General features: G+C 52.7%; 19 protein-coding genes. 7 read left to right on the top strand and 12 right to left on the bottom strand.

Annotated elements, in window-relative coordinates; translation table 11 throughout:
* Window positions 1–63: 63 nt before the first annotated feature.
* Genes denD through KO497_RS17260 form a run of 4 tightly spaced genes read right to left on the bottom strand, consistent with a single transcriptional unit; the run spans window position 64 to window position 4227 of the window.
* Window positions 64–1029 carry a D-erythronate dehydrogenase gene (gene denD / locus KO497_RS17275; protein WP_215945208.1) on the bottom strand — a complete coding sequence of 322 codons (966 nt, stop codon included), beginning with the start codon at window positions 1027–1029 and terminating at the stop codon, window positions 64–66.
* Between the two features lie 19 nt (window positions 1030–1048).
* Complete coding sequence (locus KO497_RS17270; protein WP_215945207.1) at window positions 1049–2200, bottom strand: fumarylacetoacetate hydrolase family protein; 1152 nt, start codon at window positions 2198–2200, stop codon at window positions 1049–1051.
* A gap of 10 nt (window positions 2201–2210) precedes the next feature.
* Window positions 2211–3590 (bottom strand): FAD-binding oxidoreductase, encoded by a 1380-nt coding sequence (locus KO497_RS17265; protein WP_215945206.1) that lies wholly within the window; start codon window positions 3588–3590, stop codon window positions 2211–2213.
* 37 nt (window positions 3591–3627) lie between these two features.
* Window positions 3628–4227: a LysE family translocator gene (locus KO497_RS17260; protein ID WP_215945205.1), complete on the bottom strand. Its 600-nt coding sequence runs from the start codon at window positions 4225–4227 to the stop codon at window positions 3628–3630.
* 173 nt (window positions 4228–4400) lie between these two features.
* Here KO497_RS17260 and KO497_RS17255 point away from each other — a divergent pair, with 173 nt between their 5' ends.
* Together KO497_RS17255 and KO497_RS17250 are read left to right on the top strand one after the other, a co-directional pair.
* Complete coding sequence (locus KO497_RS17255) at window positions 4401–5162, top strand: SDR family oxidoreductase (RefSeq protein ID WP_215945204.1); 762 nt, start codon at window positions 4401–4403, stop codon at window positions 5160–5162.
* A 49-nt stretch (window positions 5163–5211) separates the two neighbouring features.
* Window positions 5212–6135 (top strand): NAD(P)-dependent oxidoreductase, encoded by a 924-nt coding sequence (locus tag KO497_RS17250; RefSeq protein ID WP_215945203.1) that lies wholly within the window; start codon window positions 5212–5214, stop codon window positions 6133–6135.
* 61 nt (window positions 6136–6196) lie between these two features.
* Here KO497_RS17250 and KO497_RS17245 read toward each other — a convergent pair whose 3' ends face one another.
* Both KO497_RS17245 and KO497_RS17240 read right to left on the bottom strand, forming a co-directional pair.
* Window positions 6197–6895: an RraA family protein gene (locus KO497_RS17245; protein ID WP_215945202.1), complete on the bottom strand. Its 699-nt coding sequence runs from the start codon at window positions 6893–6895 to the stop codon at window positions 6197–6199.
* A gap of 34 nt (window positions 6896–6929) precedes the next feature.
* Window positions 6930–7409 carry a hypothetical protein gene (locus KO497_RS17240; protein ID WP_215945201.1) on the bottom strand — a complete coding sequence of 160 codons (480 nt, stop codon included), beginning with the start codon at window positions 7407–7409 and terminating at the stop codon, window positions 6930–6932.
* A 141-nt stretch (window positions 7410–7550) separates the two neighbouring features.
* Here KO497_RS17240 and KO497_RS17235 point away from each other — a divergent pair, with 141 nt between their 5' ends.
* Window positions 7551–9332 carry an IlvD/Edd family dehydratase gene (locus KO497_RS17235; RefSeq protein ID WP_215945200.1) on the top strand — a complete coding sequence of 594 codons (1782 nt, stop codon included), beginning with the start codon at window positions 7551–7553 and terminating at the stop codon, window positions 9330–9332.
* 12 nt (window positions 9333–9344) lie between these two features.
* Window positions 9345–10079, top strand: a complete 735-nt coding sequence (locus KO497_RS17230; RefSeq protein ID WP_215945199.1) for an SDR family oxidoreductase — start codon at window positions 9345–9347, stop codon at window positions 10077–10079.
* 61 nt (window positions 10080–10140) lie between these two features.
* Here KO497_RS17230 and KO497_RS17225 read toward each other — a convergent pair whose 3' ends face one another.
* The 5 genes from KO497_RS17225 to KO497_RS17205 form a co-directional block, all read right to left on the bottom strand.
* On the bottom strand, window positions 10141–11040 hold the full coding sequence (locus tag KO497_RS17225) for a DMT family transporter (RefSeq protein WP_215945198.1): 900 nt from the start codon (window positions 11038–11040) through the stop codon (window positions 10141–10143).
* A gap of 226 nt (window positions 11041–11266) precedes the next feature.
* Window positions 11267–12772: a UxaA family hydrolase gene (locus KO497_RS17220; protein WP_252729769.1), complete on the bottom strand. Its 1506-nt coding sequence runs from the start codon at window positions 12770–12772 to the stop codon at window positions 11267–11269.
* A gap of 127 nt (window positions 12773–12899) precedes the next feature.
* A complete protein-coding gene (locus KO497_RS17215; RefSeq protein ID WP_215945197.1) occupies window positions 12900–14528 on the bottom strand; it encodes a TRAP transporter large permease in 1629 nt (542 codons plus the stop codon).
* 1 nt (window position 14529) lies between these two features.
* Window positions 14530–15300: a TRAP transporter small permease subunit gene (locus tag KO497_RS17210; RefSeq protein WP_252729768.1), complete on the bottom strand. Its 771-nt coding sequence runs from the start codon at window positions 15298–15300 to the stop codon at window positions 14530–14532.
* A 141-nt stretch (window positions 15301–15441) separates the two neighbouring features.
* Entirely contained in the window at window positions 15442–16455 is a 1014-nt protein-coding gene (locus tag KO497_RS17205) for a TRAP transporter substrate-binding protein (protein WP_215945195.1), read from the bottom strand.
* 232 nt (window positions 16456–16687) lie between these two features.
* Here KO497_RS17205 and KO497_RS17200 point away from each other — a divergent pair, with 232 nt between their 5' ends.
* Entirely contained in the window at window positions 16688–17344 is a 657-nt protein-coding gene (locus KO497_RS17200; protein WP_215945194.1) for a GntR family transcriptional regulator, read from the top strand.
* Between the two features lie 428 nt (window positions 17345–17772).
* On the opposite strand, the gene KO497_RS17195 is transcribed toward KO497_RS17200, so the two are convergent.
* Window positions 17773–18765 (bottom strand): LysR substrate-binding domain-containing protein, encoded by a 993-nt coding sequence (locus KO497_RS17195; protein ID WP_215945193.1) that lies wholly within the window; start codon window positions 18763–18765, stop codon window positions 17773–17775.
* A 506-nt stretch (window positions 18766–19271) separates the two neighbouring features.
* Here KO497_RS17195 and acs point away from each other — a divergent pair.
* Together acs and KO497_RS17185 are read left to right on the top strand one after the other, a co-directional pair.
* Window positions 19272–21239 carry an acetate--CoA ligase gene (gene acs / locus KO497_RS17190; RefSeq protein ID WP_215945192.1) on the top strand — a complete coding sequence of 656 codons (1968 nt, stop codon included), beginning with the start codon at window positions 19272–19274 and terminating at the stop codon, window positions 21237–21239.
* 163 nt (window positions 21240–21402) lie between these two features.
* Window positions 21403–21660: a DUF4212 domain-containing protein gene (locus KO497_RS17185; RefSeq protein ID WP_215945191.1), complete on the top strand. Its 258-nt coding sequence runs from the start codon at window positions 21403–21405 to the stop codon at window positions 21658–21660.

Genomic DNA, 21660 nt, shown 5'->3' with positions numbered 1-21660 from the left:
ACATCAAAAAAGGGCGCCTCACTTGGGCGCCCTTTTTCATGTCTATGCCTTTAACAAAGTCGATCACGCGTTGGGTTGATCGTCTTCGATGTAGTAACGAATGTTGTCTTCAAAGCTTTCGTCAGCGGTCAAGCCAAGCGCGAGCGCTTTCTTGGTTTCGAACTTAAACTGCCAACCTTTGGCGATGGCCCAGACCGCATCGTCGGCCTCAAAGGTGATCAGTTTTTCAGGCTCAGGCCCTGCTACGGCTGTCATCGCATCGATCATTTCACCGATGGTCAAATTCTGCCCCGGCATGGTCATGCAGCGGTTTGGACCAAAGTCTTCGGCAGGGATTTCAGCCCCTTTGATCAGGTTTTCGATGCATTTACGTGGCGACAGATAGAAGTGCGGGAAGTCACGGCTAACAGGGCAGTTGGACGCAATGCCGTTCAAAGGTTCGCGGAAAATCGACGACATGAATCCAGAAGCCGCGCGATTGGGTTTACCGGGGCGTACTGAAATCGTTGGCAAGCGGAAGCCGCGCCCATCGATCAAACCACGACGGGAATAGTCATTGACCAGCAATTCGCCGATAGCCTTTTGCGCACCATAAGATGTCTGCGGGTTGAGCAAAGTCTGATCCGTAATCACATCCGGCAGATCGCCACCGAAACAAGCGACCGAGGATGTGAACACAACCACAGGCGCGTGCGGCAAAGCACGGCAACGTTCAAGTACGTTCAAGGTGCCCATCATATTGATGCGCATCCCCAGATCTAAATCTTCTTCAGCTTGGCCCGACACAATGGCGGCCAACAGATAGATGACATCAACATCTTCGGAAATCAGTTGGTTCACTTGCGCCGCATCCGAGATGTCGCATGTGGCTGTTTCAACCGCAAAAGGCGCCTCAACAGTCGCGGGATCGACAACATCCGCCAACACAAGCGTGTCGATCGCTTGCCCACGCATAGTACCGCGCGCGGCGAGTGAATATGCCAGTTTTTGACCGACGAAACCGCCGCCTCCAACAATAAGAATTTTCATAACCTGTCTCCCAGTTTTACTAAATTAGTTCGCGTGCGGCGAGGTTGCGCATCAAGGCTGATGTGCCGAACGTCCACGCCGGACATTCCGTTGATAGGCGCACCGTATTGGTGAGCGCCCCGAGCGTAGGTTCCGAAATGGTCACCACATCGCCCATTTTATGCGTAAAGCCCTGCCCCTTGGTGTCGCGATCTTTGACCGGCGCAAACAGCGTGCCAAGAAATAGGAAAAAGCCGTCGGGGTATTGATGATGACGGCCTATGGTTTGGTCGACAATGCTTTGCGGCGTGCGCGAGATTTTGTTCATTGAAGACCGCCCATCCATCACAAAGCCGTCGTCGCCAGTGACTTTCAAATCCACCTCGGCGTTTTGTACAGTTTCCATGTCAAAGTCATCATCGAACAAACGCACAAAAGGCCCAATGGAACAGGAAGCATTGTTGTCTTTGGCCTTACCCAAAAGCAAAGCAGAGCGCCCTTCAACATCGCGCAGGTTCACGTCATTGCCCAAGGTCGCGCCCACAACTTTACCCGTCGATGTGACAGCTAAAACGATTTCGGGTTCGGGATTGTTCCAACTCGACATCGGATGCAAACCAACAGAAGCGCCCCAGCCTACGGCTCCCATAGGCTGCGATTTGGTGAAAACCTCTGCGTCAGGGCCAATGCCCACTTCCAAATACTGTGACCACAGGCCTTCGGCTTGCAAGATCGTTTTGATCTCCATCGCCTTGTCAGACCCCGGCACGATACCCGACAGGCTATCCCCGATACGGGCTTTGACGCGCGTGCGAATTTCTTCGGCGCGATCTGCATTGCCTGCGGCCTGCTCTTCGATCACGCGCTCGACCATGCTTTCGGCAAAGGTGACGCCAGAGGCTTTGATCGCCTGCAAATCAGTCGGTGCCAAGAAATGCAACGCCGTGTCGCCCGCACCTTCTACAGAGCCTTTAGCAACATCACTCAATGTCGCAATAACTTCGCCTTTGGCCGCACGCACGAAAGCAAGCAGATCGTCACGCTCCAAAAGATCGCGCATGGTGGGCGCATCTTTTGACGTGATGTCGATCACCGCATCGCCGCGCAAGACAACAACACAAGGACCGATATTTGGGCGCCAAACGCGGCCTACGAATGTGGCGTCAGGCGTTGGGTTTGAAAAAGGTATCATAGATTTACTTTCACAGATCTACGGCAGGAAAAATCTTGCCAGGGTTCAGGATGTTATTGGGGTCCAACGCAGTTTTTACGGCACGCATAAATGCAACAGCAGGCCCATGCTCGGCCTCCATATATTTCGCTTTGCCAAGGCCAATTCCGTGTTCGCCAGTCACAGTGCCACCAAGGCGAAGCGCAAGCTCACACAGATTGTCGCTGAAGGCTTTGACCCGCGCGAGTTCCTCTGCATCTTCAGGATCGACACCAATGCCACAGTGGAAATTTCCGTCTCCAACATGGCCGACAAGTGTCGAGGTCAACCCCAAACGCAGGCTGCTGTCTTTGGCTTCCATCACGGCTTCGGCCAGTCGTGAGATCGGCACGCAAACGTCGGTGGACATCAAATGCTTGCCCGGGCTTAGCGCCCGTGATGCGTAATGGGCTTTGTGGCGCATCGCCCAAAGGGCTGTGCGTTCTTCAGCTTTAGACGTCCATGAAAAGGCCTGCGCTGAAAACTCGGCTGCGATATCGCCAAAGCCTTCCGCCTGTTCGGCAACAGATGAAGGTGAGCCATGGAATTCAACAAACAGATGCGGTTTCTCAGGCAGATCGCTTTTAGAATACATGTTAAAACCACGCACCATAACGTCATCCAACAACTCGATACGCGCCATCGGAATGCCCGATTGAATGGTCAAAATCACAGTATTCACAGCGTCTTCGATGCTATCAAAGTAACAGGTCGCAGCGGACATCGCCTCTGGGACACCGTGCAGTTTGACGGTCAGTTCTGTGATGATGCCGAGCGTGCCCTCGGACCCAATCAACAGATGGGTGAGATCATATCCAGACGACGTTTTGCGTGCGCCTGTGCCGGTACGAATGATTGACCCATCGGCCATCACGGCCTCGAGCGCCAAAACATTGTCACTCATGGTGCCGTATCTGACAGCCGTCGTACCAGAGGCGCGCGTCGCGGCCATGCCTCCAATCGATGCATTCGCACCGGGATCAACAGAAAAGAACAACCCCGTATCGCGCAAATGCGTGTTCAACTCTTCACGCGTCAATCCGGGTTGAACCGTGACGGTGAGGTCCTCGTCATGCACCTCTAGAACCTTGTTCATTTTAGAGAAGTCAAGCGTCACACCACCTTGGACTGGCAAGTGTTGACCCTCCAAACACGTCCCTGCGCCGTAAGCCACAATCGGGCAGGCGTGGGTGTTACACAGCTTGACGATCTGCGACACATCTTCGGTGTTCTCAGGGAAAACAACGGCATCAGGCGGCGTATGGGGAAAGTATGTTTCATTCTCGCCATGCTGTGCGCACACGGCGTCAGACGTCACCAAACGATCTCCCAAAAGTCGTTCAAGCGCCTTGAGAGCAGATTGAATTGTCATATGAAAGTCCTTGTCATGGCGCAGGTCAAAGGATGCATCACCCTATCCCGCGCATTGAAAGTATGGCCAGTGCAACGACCAACAACATGGAAGCCGCCATGGCGTAATTGATTCTGCGCTGGGTCTTTTCAGCCAAATCCAACCGGTGCAAAACAACCCCTGCATAGAGCCAGCCCAGATGAATCGGTATCCACAGCATCGCGATTAAGGCAAGCTTGACGCCCGCCTCCAAAATCAAGTTGTCGGGAATAAATGCAAAGCCCGAAAAGAACGCGATATTGACGCTATAGGCCTTGGGGTTGATAGCTTGCAATAGAATTCCTTGCCTTATGCCGGGCGCGTTTTGGGCCTCGATAAAGGCTATTTTCGATCCTGCAAAAGCAATTTTGGCTGCGAGATACGTCAGATAAACCACTGAGCACACCAATAACACTGTGCGCACGGCGGGTTGGGACAACAGCACAGCGGCGATGCCTGAAATGGCAGCCAATGCCACAAGGTTTGAGCCAATGAACAAGCCCACGACATAACGCAGACCAACACGGAACCCGAAAGCAGCGCCCACACCTGCGGCCGACAAAACGCCAGGTCCAGGTGTGACAATAAGGAAAAAGACTGCGCTTAGAAAAATCAGCATTTTGTAACAACCGACGTAAAATTGTTTTCCATGAGCGCCCTCTCTTGCAAAGTCAAAAACGGACTTCGCACATGCCTTGCATAACCCTCAAAATGGTATACCATTTTTGAGGAGCATCAAGACCAAGTTGCAACTTTACAAATAATAACTCACTCAAAGGACATCACACCCTTATGAAACTGTTCGATCTCACCGGAAAAACCGCCCTTATCACTGGCTCGTCAATGGGCATCGGCTTCGCGCTTGCACGCGGGCTATGTGAAGCAGGGGCGCAAGTGATCCTCAACGCGCGTGGCGCAGACAAACTTGACGCCGCAGCAGCAGAATTGCGCGCCGAGGGCCACACTGTTTTCACTCTGCCGTTTGACGTCACAGACCATGCTGGCGTTGCTGCTGCAGTTGACGGCTTTGAAGCAGACCACGGCCCTATCGATATCTTGTTCAACAATGCAGGCATGCAGCACCGCACACCATTGCATGAATTTCCCGCAGATAAATTTGAACAGCTGATGAAGACCAACGTGACATCTGTGTTCAATGTTGGCCAAGCCGTCGCCGTGCACATGATCAAACGCGGCACCGGTAAAATCATCAACATCGCGTCTGTTCAAACCGCGCTCGCGCGCCCCGGCATTGCCCCCTACACCGCCACAAAAGGCGCGGTTGCCAACCTGACCAAAGGTATGGCCACAGACTGGGCTCCGCTTGGATTGAACTGCAACGCCATCGCACCGGGGTATTTCGACACGCCACTCAATGCGGCGCTTGTGGCGGATCCTGAGTTCAGCTCATGGTTGGAAAAACGCACACCGGCTGGACGTTGGGGCCAGATCGAAGAGCTTGTGGGCGCGGCTGTGTTCTTGTCGTCCAATGCATCGAAATTCGTAAACGGACATACACTATTCGTCGATGGCGGCATCACAGCCTCGCTTTAAGCGAATATTACGACGATCCATTTCACTGATCCTTTGGGAGGAGGAAACGATGACAGAGAAACCAACAGTAGGCTTTATTGGTGTCGGCTTGATGGGCCACGGTATGGCGGCCAATATTCTTAAAGGCGGCTACCCGCTGTACATTAAGGGCAATAGCAACCGCGAACCCATTGATGATCTTGTCTCGAAGGGGGCCGTCGAAATCACCAGCCCCAAAGAAATGGCAGCGTTGTGCGATGTCATTCACTTGTGCCTGCCAAACAGTGATTCCGTTGAAGCCGTCATTCGCGGCGACGATGGCATTTTGGCTGGCGGTAAGGCAGGACTGATTGTTGTGGATTCGAGCACAGCCAACCCAACCTCGACGGTCATATTGGCCGAAGAACTGGAAGCCGCAGGAATGCACATGGTCGACGCACCTTTGGGTCGCACGCCGAAAGAAGCCGAAGCCGGCATGCTGGATGCCATGGTCGGCGCCGATGATGCGATCTTTGCCAAGGTCTTGCCCATCATTGACTGCTGGGCGGGGATCATCAACCACGTGGGCCCTGTGGGATCGGCGCATAAAATGAAACTCATCATGAATTTCATATCCATGGGCTATGCCGCCCTTTATGCCGAAGCCCTCAGCATTGGCGTCAAATCGGGTGTCACACCGCAGGTCATCAATGATGTGATCGGTGCATCGCGTTTGTCGAACGGATTCTTTGAAACCTTCATGGGATGCGCTGTTGGACGTGACATGGACATCCATAAGTTCTCGATCACCAACGCCTCAAAAGACGTGCATTATGCCTCCGCTATGGCTTCCAGCACACGCACATTGAACCCTGTCGGCGAAGCGGTGAAATCCTATTACACCTATGTCGAAGCCAACGGGCACGGTGCCGATTATGTGCCGCATCTGGCAGATCATGTCGCAAAAATGAATGGCTTTGATTTGGCCGAAGCCGTCCGAAAAGGCGCAAAATAAACACGCCGTTTCAAACCATAAAAACGCCGCCCCAACATATTGCATGGGGCGGCGTTTTGCATCAGTCGACGTATTTTACTTGATCGCTATCGAGCATATCCAGAATGTCTTGCGGCACTTTCAGTCCCTCTTCGACCTTTTGATCAAGCTCAGCTTCAAGCGCTTTAATATCGACAAGGCGCGCGATCACTGCGTCGATTTCGGCGAAAGGCACCACAACCACACCATCACGGTCGGCAACGATCATATCGCCTGTCTCAACCTGGCGCCCGCCAACATGAACGCCAAATCCAACCGTGCCTGGACCAGTGATCATAGGTGAATTGGGGGTCAGCCCCGTACACCAACACGGCAATCCGACCTTGGCCACGCCTTCAAAATCACGCATGGTACCATCGGTAACATAGGCCACAGCGCCGCAGTTTTTAGCCATGCCGATGACTCGATCCCCGACAGTGGCGCTGCCTTGAAAGCCATCAACACTCCCCACCAGAACATCCCCTGCTTGAATAAAGCTCAACGCAGCAAGTGTTGCCAGAACATCCCCCGGACCATTATAGGCAGTCAATGCAGGCCCTGCGGCTACGAAAGGCAGACCTTCAGCAACGCCCAGTGCCTGAATGCTGTGATGCATCGCGCCAATACCGTCCATAGCATCTGCGACAAAACCAGTGGGAACACCTTGAAACGCATCGATCTGTGCCTGACTGGGGCGCGGGTTCAGTCGTTTTATTTTCAGTTTTGCAGGTTGCTCAAGCATAAATAGATCCTTTATTTCAATCTACGGCGTTTAATCATTTCAAATTTTCAGATTGTGCGAACAGCTTGGCAAAGACCAACCCGTTGGCCGTCGCATCACAACGTGCCGCTGCGACTTGCGTCTGCTCGGTCGGTGCGTCTTGCAACATCGACAGCTCTGTCATCCGCTGGCATTGCAATTTGTTTTGCAACAGATCGAATTTCACTTCGATGCCAGCGATAGCGGCTATATCTTCGCCGCCTTTCTCTAACACAAGGTCCATGCGCGCGCTGATATACTGCGTCCATGTTGTTTGCGCCTCAAGAAAACACTGCAATGCAGCTTGCGGCGCATCTGCTGTGAACTGAATACAAGCTCCAAGCGCTTCGTTTACGCAGGCAATGACGGGACTGCCATTTTGCATCTGCGTTGCCAGACAGGTTTCAACCTGACTTTGCGATTGCAGCATTTCGTCTGCACTCAGTGGAGCGGTAGGGGCAAGATAAATTGCCGCGATCAAAGCCAGTCGTTTCATTTGATATCCCGATCTTCAATTGACGCAAGTGTCATCCATAATTGCTCTTGCATTTGGTATACCAAATCGCGATGCTATGCAAAGCAACAATAATTACGTGGCCTATTTTCGGGTCAAGGAATCACGACGGAGGGGCAAAAGATGAGCAATACGAGGGCAGGAAAAAGGTTCAGATCACAAGAATGGTTTGATAACCCGAACAACCCAGGCATGACGGCGCTCTATCTAGAACGCTATCAAAATCAGGCCTTTACCGTCGAAGAGCTGCAAGACGAACGCCCGATTATCGGTATCGCGCAATCTGGTTCAGACCTTGCGCCATGCAACAAAATCCATGTGTTTTTGATGGATCGGATCAAAGCTGGCATCCGTGACGGCGGCGGCATCCCGATGGAATTTCCTGTCCACCCGATTCAAGAAACAGGCAAGCGCCCGACAGCCGCACTTGATCGCAACCTGTCCTATTTGGGCCTTGTCGAGGTCTTACATGGCTATCCAATTGATGGCGTTGTTTTGACCACGGGCTGCGATAAAACCACGCCCGCGATGTTGATGGGAGCGGCTACGGTTGATATTCCCGCCATCGCTTTGAACGGCGGTCCGATGTTGGACGGCTGGTGGAAAGGCGAACGCGCGGGCTCGGGCACGATCATCTGGGAAAGCCGCCGATTGCTCGCTGAAGGCAAGATTGATTACGAAGAATTTATTGAACGCGCCTGTTCATCTGCCCCCTCGCTTGGGCACTGCAACACCATGGGCACGGCTTCCACGATGAATGCGATGGCCGAAGCATTGGGCATGTCTTTGACCGGAAACTCTGCCATTCCTGCGCCGTTCCGCGAGCGTATGAACATGGCTTACGAGACGGGCAAACGCATTGTTGGCATGGTTTTGGAAGACCTTAAACCCTCTGACATCATGACGCGCGAAGCATTCGAGAACGCAATTGTCACCAACTCTGCCATCGGTGGTTCCACCAACGCGCCGCCGCATTTGCAAGCCGTTGCGCGCCATATCGGTGTCGAATTGAATGTGAAAGATTGGGAAACCGTCGGTTTTGATGTGCCGCTCTTGGTCAACATGCAGCCCGCAGGCAAATATCTAGGCGAAAGTTTTTACCGCGCAGGCGGCGTGCCGGCTGTGATGGCCGAGCTGCAAAAGGCTGGTCGCATTCATCAAGGGGCGATGACCGCCACAGGCAAGACGATGGGCGAAAACCTGAACGGTTTGGCCTCAGAAGACACCGACGTAATCAAAACCTATGATGCGCCGATGCGTGAAAACGCAGGATTCATGGTGCTTTCAGGCAATTTGTTTGACAGCGCCTTGATGAAAACTTCGGTGATTTCAAAAGATTTCCGCGAACGGTTTCTGTCAGAACCCGGCAACGAAGGCGTCTATGAAGCCCGCGCTGTGGTGTTTGAAGGACCGGAAGATTACCACAACCGAATCAACGATCCAGCCCTAGAAATCGACGAGAAAAGCATCTTGTTCATCCGTGGCGTCGGCTGTGTCGGCTATCCGGGCTCCGCCGAGGTTGTGAACATGCAGCCTCCAGACGCGATCATTCGTCAAGGCATCAATCATTTGCCAACCGTGGGCGATGGCCGTCAATCAGGCACATCTGAAAGCCCATCCATTTTGAACGCCTCGCCAGAAAGTGTTGTTGGCGGCGGCTTGGCCCATTTGAACACGGGCGACATGGTCAAACTTGACCTGAATGCGCGTGTTCTGAACGCGATGGTAGACGACGCCGAATGGCAGGCGCGCATCGATGCATGGACCCCGCCAGAACTGCGCAATCAAACACCATGGCAAGAAATTTACCGCAAAAACGTCGGGCAACTGTCTGACGGCGGCTGTTTAGAGCTGGCGACAGCCTATCAAAAAGTCGGGCAAGATTTGCCTCGCGACAACCATTAGGAGCACCTTGAAATGCAAACAATTATTGTAACAGGCGCAGGCAGCGGCGTTGGACGCGCAACTGCTCATGCTTTTTTGAACGCTGGTTGGAAAGTAGGTCTCGTGGGACGCCGCGAAGCACCCTTGCATGAGACAGCCGAAGGTTACGAGCATGCGATGGTTTTGCCATGCGATGTCACCAACGAGGCCGAAGTCGAGGCACAGTTTGGCAAAGCTTACACCGCATGGGGCCGCGTTGACGCACTGTTCAACAATGCAGGTGTCGGCATGAAAGGCGCACCAGTGGATGAGTTGTCCGTCGATGGATTCCGCACCCTGATGGATGTGAATGTCAGCGGTGCATTCATCGCAGCACGCGCCGCCTTTGGCTTGATGCGCAAGCAATCGCCACAAGGCGGTCGGATCATCAACAACGGATCGGTGTCATCTTACGTGCCACGCATCGGTTCTGCGCCCTACACGATGTCGAAACATGCCGTTCTTGGCCTGACCCGCACGCTTTCCCTTGATGGTCGCCCATTCAACATCGCTTGTGGCCAGATCGATATCGGCAACGCCCTAACAGACATGGCGCAATCCATGACCACAGGCATGCCGCAAGCCAACGGGTCGATCGAAATCGAACCGGTGATGCATGTCGATAATGTTGCGACTTCTGTGCTTCATATGGTGACTTTGCCAGAGGGCGCGAACGTACAGTTCATGACCGTTATGGCCACCAACATGCCCTACATCGGGCGCGGCTAAACCACACAACAGTTCCTCCCTGAAGCGGGCTGCGTCGTTACGATGCGGCCCGCTTTTGTATTTAGGCCATCTTGGTTCTCTCGCGTTGCCAGATGTAGATACCTGAGCCGATAATGATCAAGCCTCCCACCAGCGTCCACAGCGTTGGCCATGTGCCAAATACCAAAAAGCTGGCGGCGGCGGCCAAGAACAGTTGGATATAAACAACAGGCGACAATATCGACGCATCCGCCAAACGGTGTGCATAGGTGGCGCTGATATGGCCAAACGCGCCAAACATCCCAATAAGCCCCAAGACAATAAAATCTACGATCTGCGTGGGCCAAACCCAAATCGGTAAAGCCACAGGCGCAAGGGACAGGCTGGCCAAACCAGAGGACCAAAGCTGCATCGTTGAATTGCGTTCAATCCCCGCCAACAACCGCGTCATCACAAAATACATCGCAGCCAATGCCAAAGCACCAATGTTCAAAAACATTGCAGGATGAAAGGCCGTCCCCCAAGGCTGCATCACGACCAACACCCCGATGAAGCCCACACAGACAGCGATAACACGGCGAATGCCGACTTTTTCTTTTAACACAGGAATAGCCAAAAGCGTCACCACCACGGGGGCTGCAAACATGATCGTCGTGGTCACGGTAATCGGCAGATATTTCAGAGAAGTGAAGTTGCAAATCGTCGACCCAAATAAGAACGCGGCCCTAAAGAACTCTTTCCAAGGATTGTTGGTGCGCAAGGCATCCATGCCTTCTTTGGGAAGGAAAAGCACCAAGGACACTAAGAAATGGACAGCGTATCGGGCGAACACGACCTGAAGTGCGGGCAAGCCCGCCAAGATAAGCCATTTCGCCGAAGTATCGATGCAGGTGAAAAAGAAAATTGCGAGCGCCATCATGGCCACCCCAAGTCCAACTTTATCTTCGCGCGGGGCGATCGTTTTCAACACAGAGCGAGACATACATGCATTCCTAATCCGACGCGTTCATAGCGCGTTGTCGTTAAAACCTTCAGGCACGCGGCCTAAATTGACTGTTCTGATATTTAAACAAAAGCATAGACAGCTTTGCCTCGACCAAGATCGACACACAGTTTACGCGCCGCAGCAAATCACGCAGGCAGCTGCAACGCGCATTGGACACGCCCAATAGGCCCTTTGCAATTCGCGCATAGAGGCGTTTAGGTCATTACATCACAGCGCCGACGTTCCAAGGCACGAACTCGTAATCGCCAAGCCCTTGCGCCTCTGACTTAGACTGCCCGCCTGATGCCATACGCAACCAAGCGTCATAGATCTCGCGACCAACCTCTTCGACAGAGGCGCCTTCGGTCAAAATACGACCCGCATTGACGTCCATATCCTCAGACATGCGCGTATACATTTCGGTGTTTGACGCGACTTTGAGCGTTGGCGACGGTTTGGAGCCAAACGCAGACCCACGCCCCGTTGTGAACACCACCAAGTTACAGCCAGAAGCGATTTGCCCAGTTACAGAGGCGGGGTCATAACCGGGGCTGTCCATAAAGACAAAGCCGCGCTCAGTGACGGTTTCCGCGTATTTATAGACACCATTCAAAGGCGTTGTGCCGCCCTTGGCCGCAGCGCCCAGCGATTTTTCCAAGATGGTGGTCAAGCCACCCTTTTTGTTGCCGGGGCTTGGGTTGTTGTCCATGCTGCCTTTGTTGATTGATGTGTATTCTTGCCACCAATCGATCAGGCCAAGCAATTTGTTGGCCACATCATCGCTTGAGGCACGCGCCGTCAAAAGATGTTCCGCACCGTAAATTTCAGGGGTTTCAGCCAGCACGCCCGTGCCGCCTTGCGCCACCAGCAAATCAACAGCATGCCCCACAGCCGGGTTCGCCGTGATACCAGACCAAGCGTCAGAACCACCACATTGCAGCGCGACCATCAAATCGGACGCAGGGCATTCAGTGCGCGTGTCTTCATTGACGATCGGCAACATGGCTTCGACTTTTTTGATGCCAAGCTCGACAGTTTTGCGCAGACCGCCAACGTCTTGGATGTTCATCGATTGAAAGCGCGGACCAGGCACCAAACCATAGGCTTCGATCAACCAGTCAATCTGCATCATTTCGCAGCCAAGGCCGGCCATCAAAACACCGCCAACGTTCGGGTTTTTCGCATAACCCCAAAGCGTACGTTGTAAAAATTCAAAGCCCGTGCCATCGCCACCCATGGCACAACCTGTGCCGTGGCAAAAGGCTGCGACGCCATCAACATTGGGATAATCGGCCAATTTTTCGTCGGTGAAATGCGCGGCAATCATTTTCGCGGCGGTGGCAGAACAATTCACTGAGGTCAAAACGGCGATGAAATTACGGGTTCCAACACGGCCGTTCGCGCGCTTGTAGCCCATGAATGTATCAGGTTTAGCCACGGGCGTCGCTGGCAACATATTGGTGCCAAAAGCGTGCTCTTGGTCCACGTTGCGGAAATCCAGATTGTGAACGTGAACATGCGAGCCTTTGGCGATATCCACCGCAGCATAACCAATGATTTGCGCGTATTTGTGCACGGCATCCCCTTTGGCGATGTCCGCAGTCGCGATTTTATGCCCACGCGGGATCAGCTCGATAGCCCCTTCTTCGCCGATTTGAAGGGCACGAACAGCGGTTACGACATTGTCGCGGTCTGAAAGTCTAACAGTATTGATGGGGGCAGTTGTCATAAGAATTCGCCTGAGATTTAGGGAGGTTACAGATCATCGGTCAAAAATGTGCCGGAGCGGATGCGCCGCTCCGGCAAGGTTTGCAACATCAGATTGCACGTTTAGGTATCTGTGCGCAGTGCGCGTATCACAAAAACACTTCAATCAGTGACGGCCACATGATCAAGACAGCCAAAGCGAACAATTGGATCGCGATGAACGGCAAGAAGCCTTTGAAAATATCGACCAAAGTGATGTGCGATGGCGCGACAGATTTCAAATAGAACGCTGCAGGGCCAAAGGGTGGTGACAGGAACGAGACCTGCATATTCATACAGAATACCACACCGAACCAAATCGCCACGTTCTTAGGGTCCAACGTTCCAAACAGACCAATCTCTTCGATTGGCAGTTTCAAAACGATGGGCAAGAACACAGGCATGATCAAAAGCACGATACCAACCCAGTCCATAAACATCCCCATGATGAGGAAGATGAACATCATCACAAGAATGACACCCATGGTTGGAAGGTCAGCCCCCAAAATCAAGCTGGCAACGTAAGTCGGGCCACCGGCCAGAGTGTACGCCGCAGCCAATGCAGCCGCACCGATGGTCACCCAGATGATGGTCCCTGTCGATTTCAATGTGCGCATCAAACTGTCGTAGACGATATCAAAGGTCATCTCGCGACGCAGCGCAGAGATAGTGAACACCGCGATAACGCCCATACCCGCTGCTTCGGTAATGCCCGTAATGCCGCCATAGATGGAACCAAGAACAACACCGATCACAACAGTTGGCGCGATCAAGCCTTTGCCCATCTGCCAACCCTCATCAGTCCGTTCTTTGCCAACGATGAAGCGCATCACAACATAAGACAATGCAAATGCAACCACGATAAAGGGCAGATCACTCACCATCCCAAGGAAGATCGGATCAACGCCTTCCGCCACTGTATTTTCACCTGTGAGCGTAAAGAACATCGCACGGACAAAGATGACACCTGTGATCCACATCGAAAACTTAGCCATAAAGCCAAGGAACATCAGCGATTTTTCAGACCCGTGTGGCGCTTCGGGATCAGGCTCTGGCAGCGGTGCCAAAGATGGATTCAACCGCACTCGGACGATGATGTATATAATAAAGAAACTCGCCAACATGAAACCAGGCAGGAATGACGCCGTGAACAGCGCTTTGATCGAGGTCTCAGTGATGAGGCCGTAGAAAATCAAAACGATAGAGGGCGGAATCATGGTGCCCAAAGACCCAGAGGCACAGATCGTCCCGATGGCCAAGTTTTGATTATACCCAAGACGCAGCATCTGTGGCAAAGCGATCAGACCAAGCAGCACAACTTCGCCGCCGATGATCCCAGACATCGCCGCCATAATCACCGCCATAACAGAGGTCACAACAGCAATACCACCGCGTGTACGCGCCAGCCAAACATTAAGCGATGAATACATATCACGCGCAATGCCGGTCCGCTCCAACAAGGACGCCATAAAGATAAACAGCGGCACCGATATCAGAACATAGTTCGTCATCTGTCGATAGACGGCCTGCCCCAACACGTTGAACGGGCCACGACCAAAGTCACTGAACATCAGCTCAGGGCCGAATTTCATCACCAAAGTTGCAACGGCCAAAAAGGCAGAGGCAAAGCCAAGCGGCATACCCAGCGCCAACAGCGCAAACATGCCAAGCAAGAGCAAGAGCGAAAGCGTGCCAATATCGGTCACTTTCATCCATGCGAAGGCTTCTAAGAATTCCATATCAATCTTCCCTCAACGTCGCGCGGATATTTTCGATTTCAGTCTCATCAATATCGTCATGCGCGGCGGGCTCTTTGTGCCAATCAGCAATGAGATTGGACAAGGCTTGCAATGCAACAAGACACATGATGATCAAAATGGCAGGTTTGAGCGTCGCAGGAATGGGCGGATCCCATGCTGTGCCAAATGTTTCCATGCGCATAAATTTGAGTTTCGCTTCATCAAAGCCGCCCCAAACAAGTGCGAAGGTAAAGACCCAGATCAAAAACAACGAAATAACGTCAGCCATCTTCTTCATCCAGCGTGGCAGGATGTCATAGATGACGTAGATACGGATGTGACTGCGTTGTTGCATGGCATAAAGCCCCGCAAGCAAGAACAAAAACGATGCCATCCATAAGGACATTTCATTGGCCCAAAGCGTTGGCGTGTTGAATCCGTAACGCGAGACGACTTCGTAGAACATCACCAAAACAAGACAGACAACACCAATCATCGAGATGCGTGAACACACCAGAGACAAGATATCAAAGAACCCTTGCGGTTTTGATTCAATCGGACCGACCGTGTCGGACAGGTAAATGGCTGTTAGTAAAACCGTGCCCGAGAATGTGAACAAAATCATCTGCGCCAAAAGGACACCAGACGGGCTGAGTAGATCGTACATTGTCACGGGCTCTGCTGCGACAAAAGTCTGAATCGCCATCCACGCAAAGGTGATGGCGGCAGCTATGGCAAATCCAATCATTCCAAAACGGATTGGTTTGCGCATCGAGCCGAGCCATATGCTCTCGCTTTCCATGTGCTTAGCACCCCACTATTTAAGTTTTTGATTTTTTTGAGAAAGAGAGGGCGAACCAAATTCTATTCAGCTCGCCCAAGTATTCCATGATCTTAGATCATTATGCCTGTCTTATTCGGAAAGCAGGCCCAATTGCTTAAGGTAACCACGGTGGCTTTCGACCAACGCAATAGCTTTTGGTGACCCTTCAGCAAATGTGTCCCACGCTTTTTGAGCTGTGGTACGGAACGCAGTTTTGTCTTCATCAGACCAATCGTGCAAAGTCACGCCTTGGGTTTTCAACTTTGCAGCTGCTTCAGCGTTTAGCTTTTCATTGGAAAGCGCTGTGTGCAGTGACAATTTTTGCATTGCCGTGTCCATGATGCGGCGTTCTTGCTCGCTCATGCCGTCCCAAACAGCTTTGTTACACGCAAGGTGGTCAGATGGCATGGAGTGGAAGCCAGGGTAGTTTGCGTGCTTAACGATGTCGTACAAACCAAGACCAACGTTGTTGGCAAGACCAGACGCATCTGCGCCATCGATGATGCCAGTTTCAAGCGCTGTAAAGATTTCAGTGAAATCCATCACGATTGGAGTTGCGCCCATTTCGGTGAAAATCGCTGTTTCAAGACCTGGAGGTGAACGGAACTTCCAACCTTTCAGATCTTCAGGACCTGCAAGTGGACGAGATGAGGCAAATGATTCTTGACCGTAAAGCCACCAACCAACAAGCTGCATACCTTCGGAATTGTAGAGGGCTTGTGCCGCGTCATAGCCGCCACCGTAGTAGAGCCAAGACAACTGCTGCCAAGGTGTGTCGTAGCCGCCCATGATGTCACCAACAAACTGGAACGCTGGGTCTTTACCAGTTTGGTAGGCGCCACCAGTCATGTCACAATCAAGAATGCCGTTAACGGCCGCATCGAATGTTTCAACAGTTGCCACAACAGATGATGAATAGAACATCTCGATGGTGATCTCACCACCAGACATAGTCTGAACATCGTCAACGAATTGCGCTGCAAGTTTGCCGGATGGGTGCTCAGTCGCGTAATGCGTCTGGATACGCAGGTGTGTTTGCGCATCGGCAGCGCCAGCCAGTACAGTTGCAGCAGCGGTCGCTGTCATGAGTGTCTTAAATTTCATTGTCGTCCTCCCTATCGGCGTTTCCGCCGCGTTATCTTCACCGACAGAATCCTCAAACTGTCGTCGAGATGGTATACCATCCAGAAAGAAGCTAACGATGTCGTTCTCGACAATCAACAGAAATTTGGTATACCAAATGCAATTAATTCACTTTTCTCTGGACCAAAGATCATTAATCGCGCAACAACATTGAGCTAGCCAGAACACATAATTACCGTAGGCTATAGAAACGATGACCGATAAAGCACTGCCAGACCAAATCGCCGATAAGCTGCGCCGCGACATCCTGAAAGGTGTCCTCGCCCCTGGTCAGCAAATAAAGGAACGCGATCACGCCACCGATTTGGATGTCTCACGGACCCCAATGCGCGAGGCGATTCGCATTTTGGCCAAAGAAGGTCTTGTCCTGCTGCGCCCCTCGCGCAGCCCCATTGTTGCAGATCCGTCTTTTGAAGAGATTTCTGATGTAATTGAAGTCCTTACAGCCCTTGAGTTGCGCAGTGGCGCTTTGGCCTGCCAGAACGCAACCGATGAAGACATCACACGCATTCAAGCCATGCAAGACCACATGGACAGCTGTCAGGGCAAAATCGATCGAATCGATTTTTTCGAACTTGATATGGAATTTCACATGGCGATTGCAGCAGCCTCAAAGAACGCAGTTCTTGCGGAAACGCATAGTGCCTTTGTGCGGCGCCTTTGGCGCGCACGCTACCTGTCAGCGTCCCGCAAGGACAGTTCCGACCGCGTCAAACGCCAACATCACGACATCATGCAAGCCTTTTGCGACCGCGACCCTGAACTGATGTGCGCAAAAATCAGCGTTCACCTTGATGCACTAATCGAAAATGTAAGAGACAAATACGCCAAAGAATCCGAAAGCAAATAGCTCTACCTCAGCCATTATTAAGCTGAGCTAAACTTATAGTTAAGTCATCATGATAGACATCATGCGTTTTCTACCCTTAGATAGTAAAACGCGTCCTCCCCCGCGACACTGTCAAAAGGAAGTCACAATGGCCCTGTCATCGTGCCTTCCTCCCTCAATTCTCAGCCTTGCGCGCAGCGCTTGGAAGTTCCTGCGATAGCCCTCCGCCCCGTCAGATTTGCCCTAAAAGCTCGACAATCTGAAGTGCATCGTCGACCTCAGCGATTGGCAAGCAAATGGAAATGATTTGAATGCGCAGATCACCGCATCCGACACAACGCGCATGATCAAGGTTGACTAACCGCTGACGCGATTGCGACCTGCGTCGTAGCTTGAGCGTGGAATTGATGTAATTGACGGATCGTAGATACACTAAAAACGCTTGGGCCTTATGGACGCTTTGATCCCCAAAACACTTCAGACGGAGCCTCGATCACATCAGATATCAAACCGTGTTGATCCATAAGGCGCGCGGTCAGAACACGATGCGCATCGGCTTGCTGCGCCATCCATGACACGAATGTGACCGCAGCACGCCTTTTCATATGGCGTGCAGGGCAGACCACCCAATAGGCTGGAAATTCGATCACAGGCAAAGATGGCGTGAGTGGCACAAGATCACCGCGCTCTAATTCTTTGGCAGCAACCGCCAATGATTCAAGCACAACGCCAGCTCCATCCACAGCCATTTGCAGCGCAAGCGACGAGCGATCTAACAAAATTGACTTGATGTTCGAGCTCACCGTCAGATCATTCCGGTGTAACCAAAAATCCCATTGGCAAATGGCCCGCGCACTGTCGATCAATTGCGCGCCATCCAATAGAGCTTCGGGATCAGTGCCAAAACGCGTCTGCAAGTCATCGCGTACACTTGGGCTACACATCGGCAGCACTTGATCAGGCAAAATCGGTTTGCAATGGAATCCCCCCCAATCAGACAGACCATAGCGAATATCAAAATCCATAATCTCGCGATCAAAATCTGTCGGATCGGGGGCTGCATCAATACGCAAATCCCAACCGGGATGATTTTGAACAAAGTCCGCCAAGCGCGCCCCAAGCCACCGCTCCCCAAAACTGGGGGTCACGCGCAAATTGAGCCTGCGCGCCTCATGTTGCTTACCCAAGTGACGCTCTGCGTCTTTCAGCATGCGGATGGCTGACGCACTGGCAAGAAACAATTGTTCACCTTCTAACGTCAGGCTTGAATTTCGCCCTTCTCTGCGAAACAATTTGATGCCCAATTGCTGTTCCAGAAGTTTGATTTGCTGACTGACGGCAGAGGGGGACACCAATAGCTCTTCTGCAGCGCGCGTGACAGATTTACGTCTCGCGACAGCTTCAAAAAATACGTAACTGTTCAGACTGTTCATGCGCGCCATTATCCGCTCCAACTTGGTATACCGTTTTAAACAGGCATCACGGGCAAGGGCAACTCTTCTCGCAAAAAAGAAAGCACCCTTATCTCACCCGTTGGAAAATGCCCCCAACTAACGCCGATACGATCAAACGTCAGACACCATTCAAAGACTTTGCGCGACCATCAGCCCCCTTACAGATGAGTCGTTTTGGAACGTTTACCTATTATTGCGTGTTGCCCCAATATGTCCTCAAAACCATCGTCAGAATTGATGTTAGCGCCCCCATTTGCCCACCTAAGACCCCTGCCCGCCACAGGACCGCAGTTGAGCCACGCATAAGCAATTGTAAAATAAATATTTTTCTCAGTCCGTAAATAAAATTTACAATATACAACTCACAATAGAAAAAATATTTACAAAAAAATATAGCGCTACCAGTAAGTTACAAGACCTTTGACACCAATAGCTGTAAAAACCCTGCAAGTAGCGGCCAATCGATATGAACCGCACAGTCAGGGAGGACGATCATGACGACGAAGACTTATTCACCTGATGCCGCATTTACGGCGTCTGCTCATGTTGATCGCGCGGGCTATGAGGCGATGTATGCGGCCTCTGTGGCGGATCCTGAGGCGTTTTGGGGGGAGCAGGGCAAAATCCTAGATTGGATCGAGCCCTACACGACCGTCAAACAGACCAATTTCAACTTCGGCCAAGTCGATATCAAATGGTATGCCGACGGTGTTTTGAACGTCTCGGCCAATTGTATCGACCGCCATTTGCCCACCCGCGCGCTGCAAACCGCGATCATTTTTGAACCCGATGATCCCGATGCCGAGGCGCAGCACATCACCTACAAAGAGCTGTCGGATAAGGTCAATCGCTTTGCCAATGTGCTCTTGTCCCAAGGCGTGATGCGCGGGGATCGCGTGGTGATTTACCTGCCGATGATCCCAGAGGCCGCTTATGCCATGCTGGCTTGCGCGCGCATCGGCGCGATCCATTCTATTGTTTTCGCTGGATTTTCCCCTGATGCCTTGGCCAATCGCATCAATGATTCCGGCGCAAAACTTGTGATCACAGCCGACACAGCCCCGCGCGGCGGCCGCAAGACAGCGCTTAAATCCAACGCTGACGCGGCGCTGCTGCATTGCTCTGACAAGGTGCGCTGCTTGGTGGTCAAACACACCGGCGATCAGACCACTTGGATCGATGGCCGCGATGTGGACGTCAAATACCTGATGCAGCACGCCTCGCCTGAGTGCCCGCCCCGTCCGATGAATGCCGAAGACCCGCTGTTCGTGCTCTACACATCCGGCTCGACCGGCAAACCCAAAGGCGTGGTGCATACGTCCGGCGGCTATCTGGCCTATGCGGCGATGACCCATAAATATGTGTTCGATTACCACGACGGCGATGTGTTTTGGTGCACCGCAGATGTGGGCTGGGTCACGGGCCACAGCTATATCGTCTACGGCCCGCTGGCCAATGGCGCCACAACCGTGATGTTCGAAGGCGTGCCGACATACCCCGATGCGGGGCGGTTCTGGGCCGTATGTGAAAAACACAAAGTGAACCAATTCTACACCGCGCCGACAGCCCTGCGCGCGCTGATGGGACAAGGTAATTCCTTCGTCGAAAAATACGATCTGTCCGCTATCAAAGTGCTGGGCACCGTGGGCGAGCCGATCAATCCAGAAGCGTGGAATTGGTACAATGACGTCGTCGGCAAAGGCCGCGCGCCGATCGTTGACACATGGTGGCAAACGGAAACCGGCGGGCATCTTTTGGCGCCTCTGCCCGGGGCTATCGCCACCAAACCCGGATCGGCCACCCTGCCGTTCTTTGGCGTGCAACCGGTGATTTTGGATGCCACAACCGGCGAAGAGATCGCCACGGTTGAGGCCGAAGGGGTGCTCTGTCTCAAGGACTCATGGCCCGGCCAAATGCGCACCGTTTGGGGCGACCACGAGCGCTTTCAAGAGACCTATTTCCAGCAGTACAAAGGCTATTATTTCTCAGGCGATGGCTGTCGCCGCGATGCCGATGGGTACTACTGGATCACGGGGCGCGTTGACGATGTGATCAACGTCTCAGGCCACCGCATGGGCACCGCCGAAGTGGAAAGTGCGCTGGTGGCCCACGCCGCCGTCGCCGAAGCCGCAGTTGTCGGATTCCCCCATGAAATCAAAGGCCAAGGCATCTACGCCTATGTCACTTTGATGAACGACCAAACCCCATCCGAGGCCTTGAAAAAAGAGCTGGAAACATGGGTCCGCACCGAAATCGGCCCCATCGCCAAACCGGACTTCATCCAATGGGCACCGGGCCTGCCCAAAACCAGATCCGGCAAAATCATGCGCCGCATCCTGCGCAAAATCGCTGAAAACGACACCAGCACAATGGGCGACATCTCAACTCTCGCCGAACCCGCCGTCGTCGAGGATCTTATCAACGGGTCGATTCATAACGTGCAAGCCACGGCAGACGCATAACATTCACGCCGCCTGCATTTGCGGGCGGCACAATTGGGCTGTTTGGCGCTGAAGCGTCAAGCAGTTTGGGAGGCGGAACACGCATGATGCGGGTTTCGTAAATCGATCTCGCAGGCAGCATCAAGCCGCAACGAGATCAGGGACAAAAAGGGGAGGACCCGCAATGGCGGAGAATTCAGAAAACAACGCATATTGGTCGGCAAACCTACGGATTATTGGCGTCAGCCTTGTCATCTGGTTTGTCTGTTCATTCGGGTTCGGTATCTTGCTGCGCCCAGCTTTGGCAGGCATCAAAATTGGCGGTACAGACCTTGGGTTTTGGTTTGCACAACAAGGCTCGATCCTTGTGTTTCTCGTGCTGATTTTTGCTTACGCGTGGCGCATGAATAAGCTTGATCGCGAACACGGCGTAGAGGAATAG

Source organism: Pacificibacter marinus (assembly GCF_018860665.1).
Classification (GTDB): Bacteria; Pseudomonadota; Alphaproteobacteria; order Rhodobacterales; family Rhodobacteraceae; genus Celeribacter; species Celeribacter marinus_A.
This window is presented reverse-complemented; position numbering and strand designations above follow the sequence as displayed.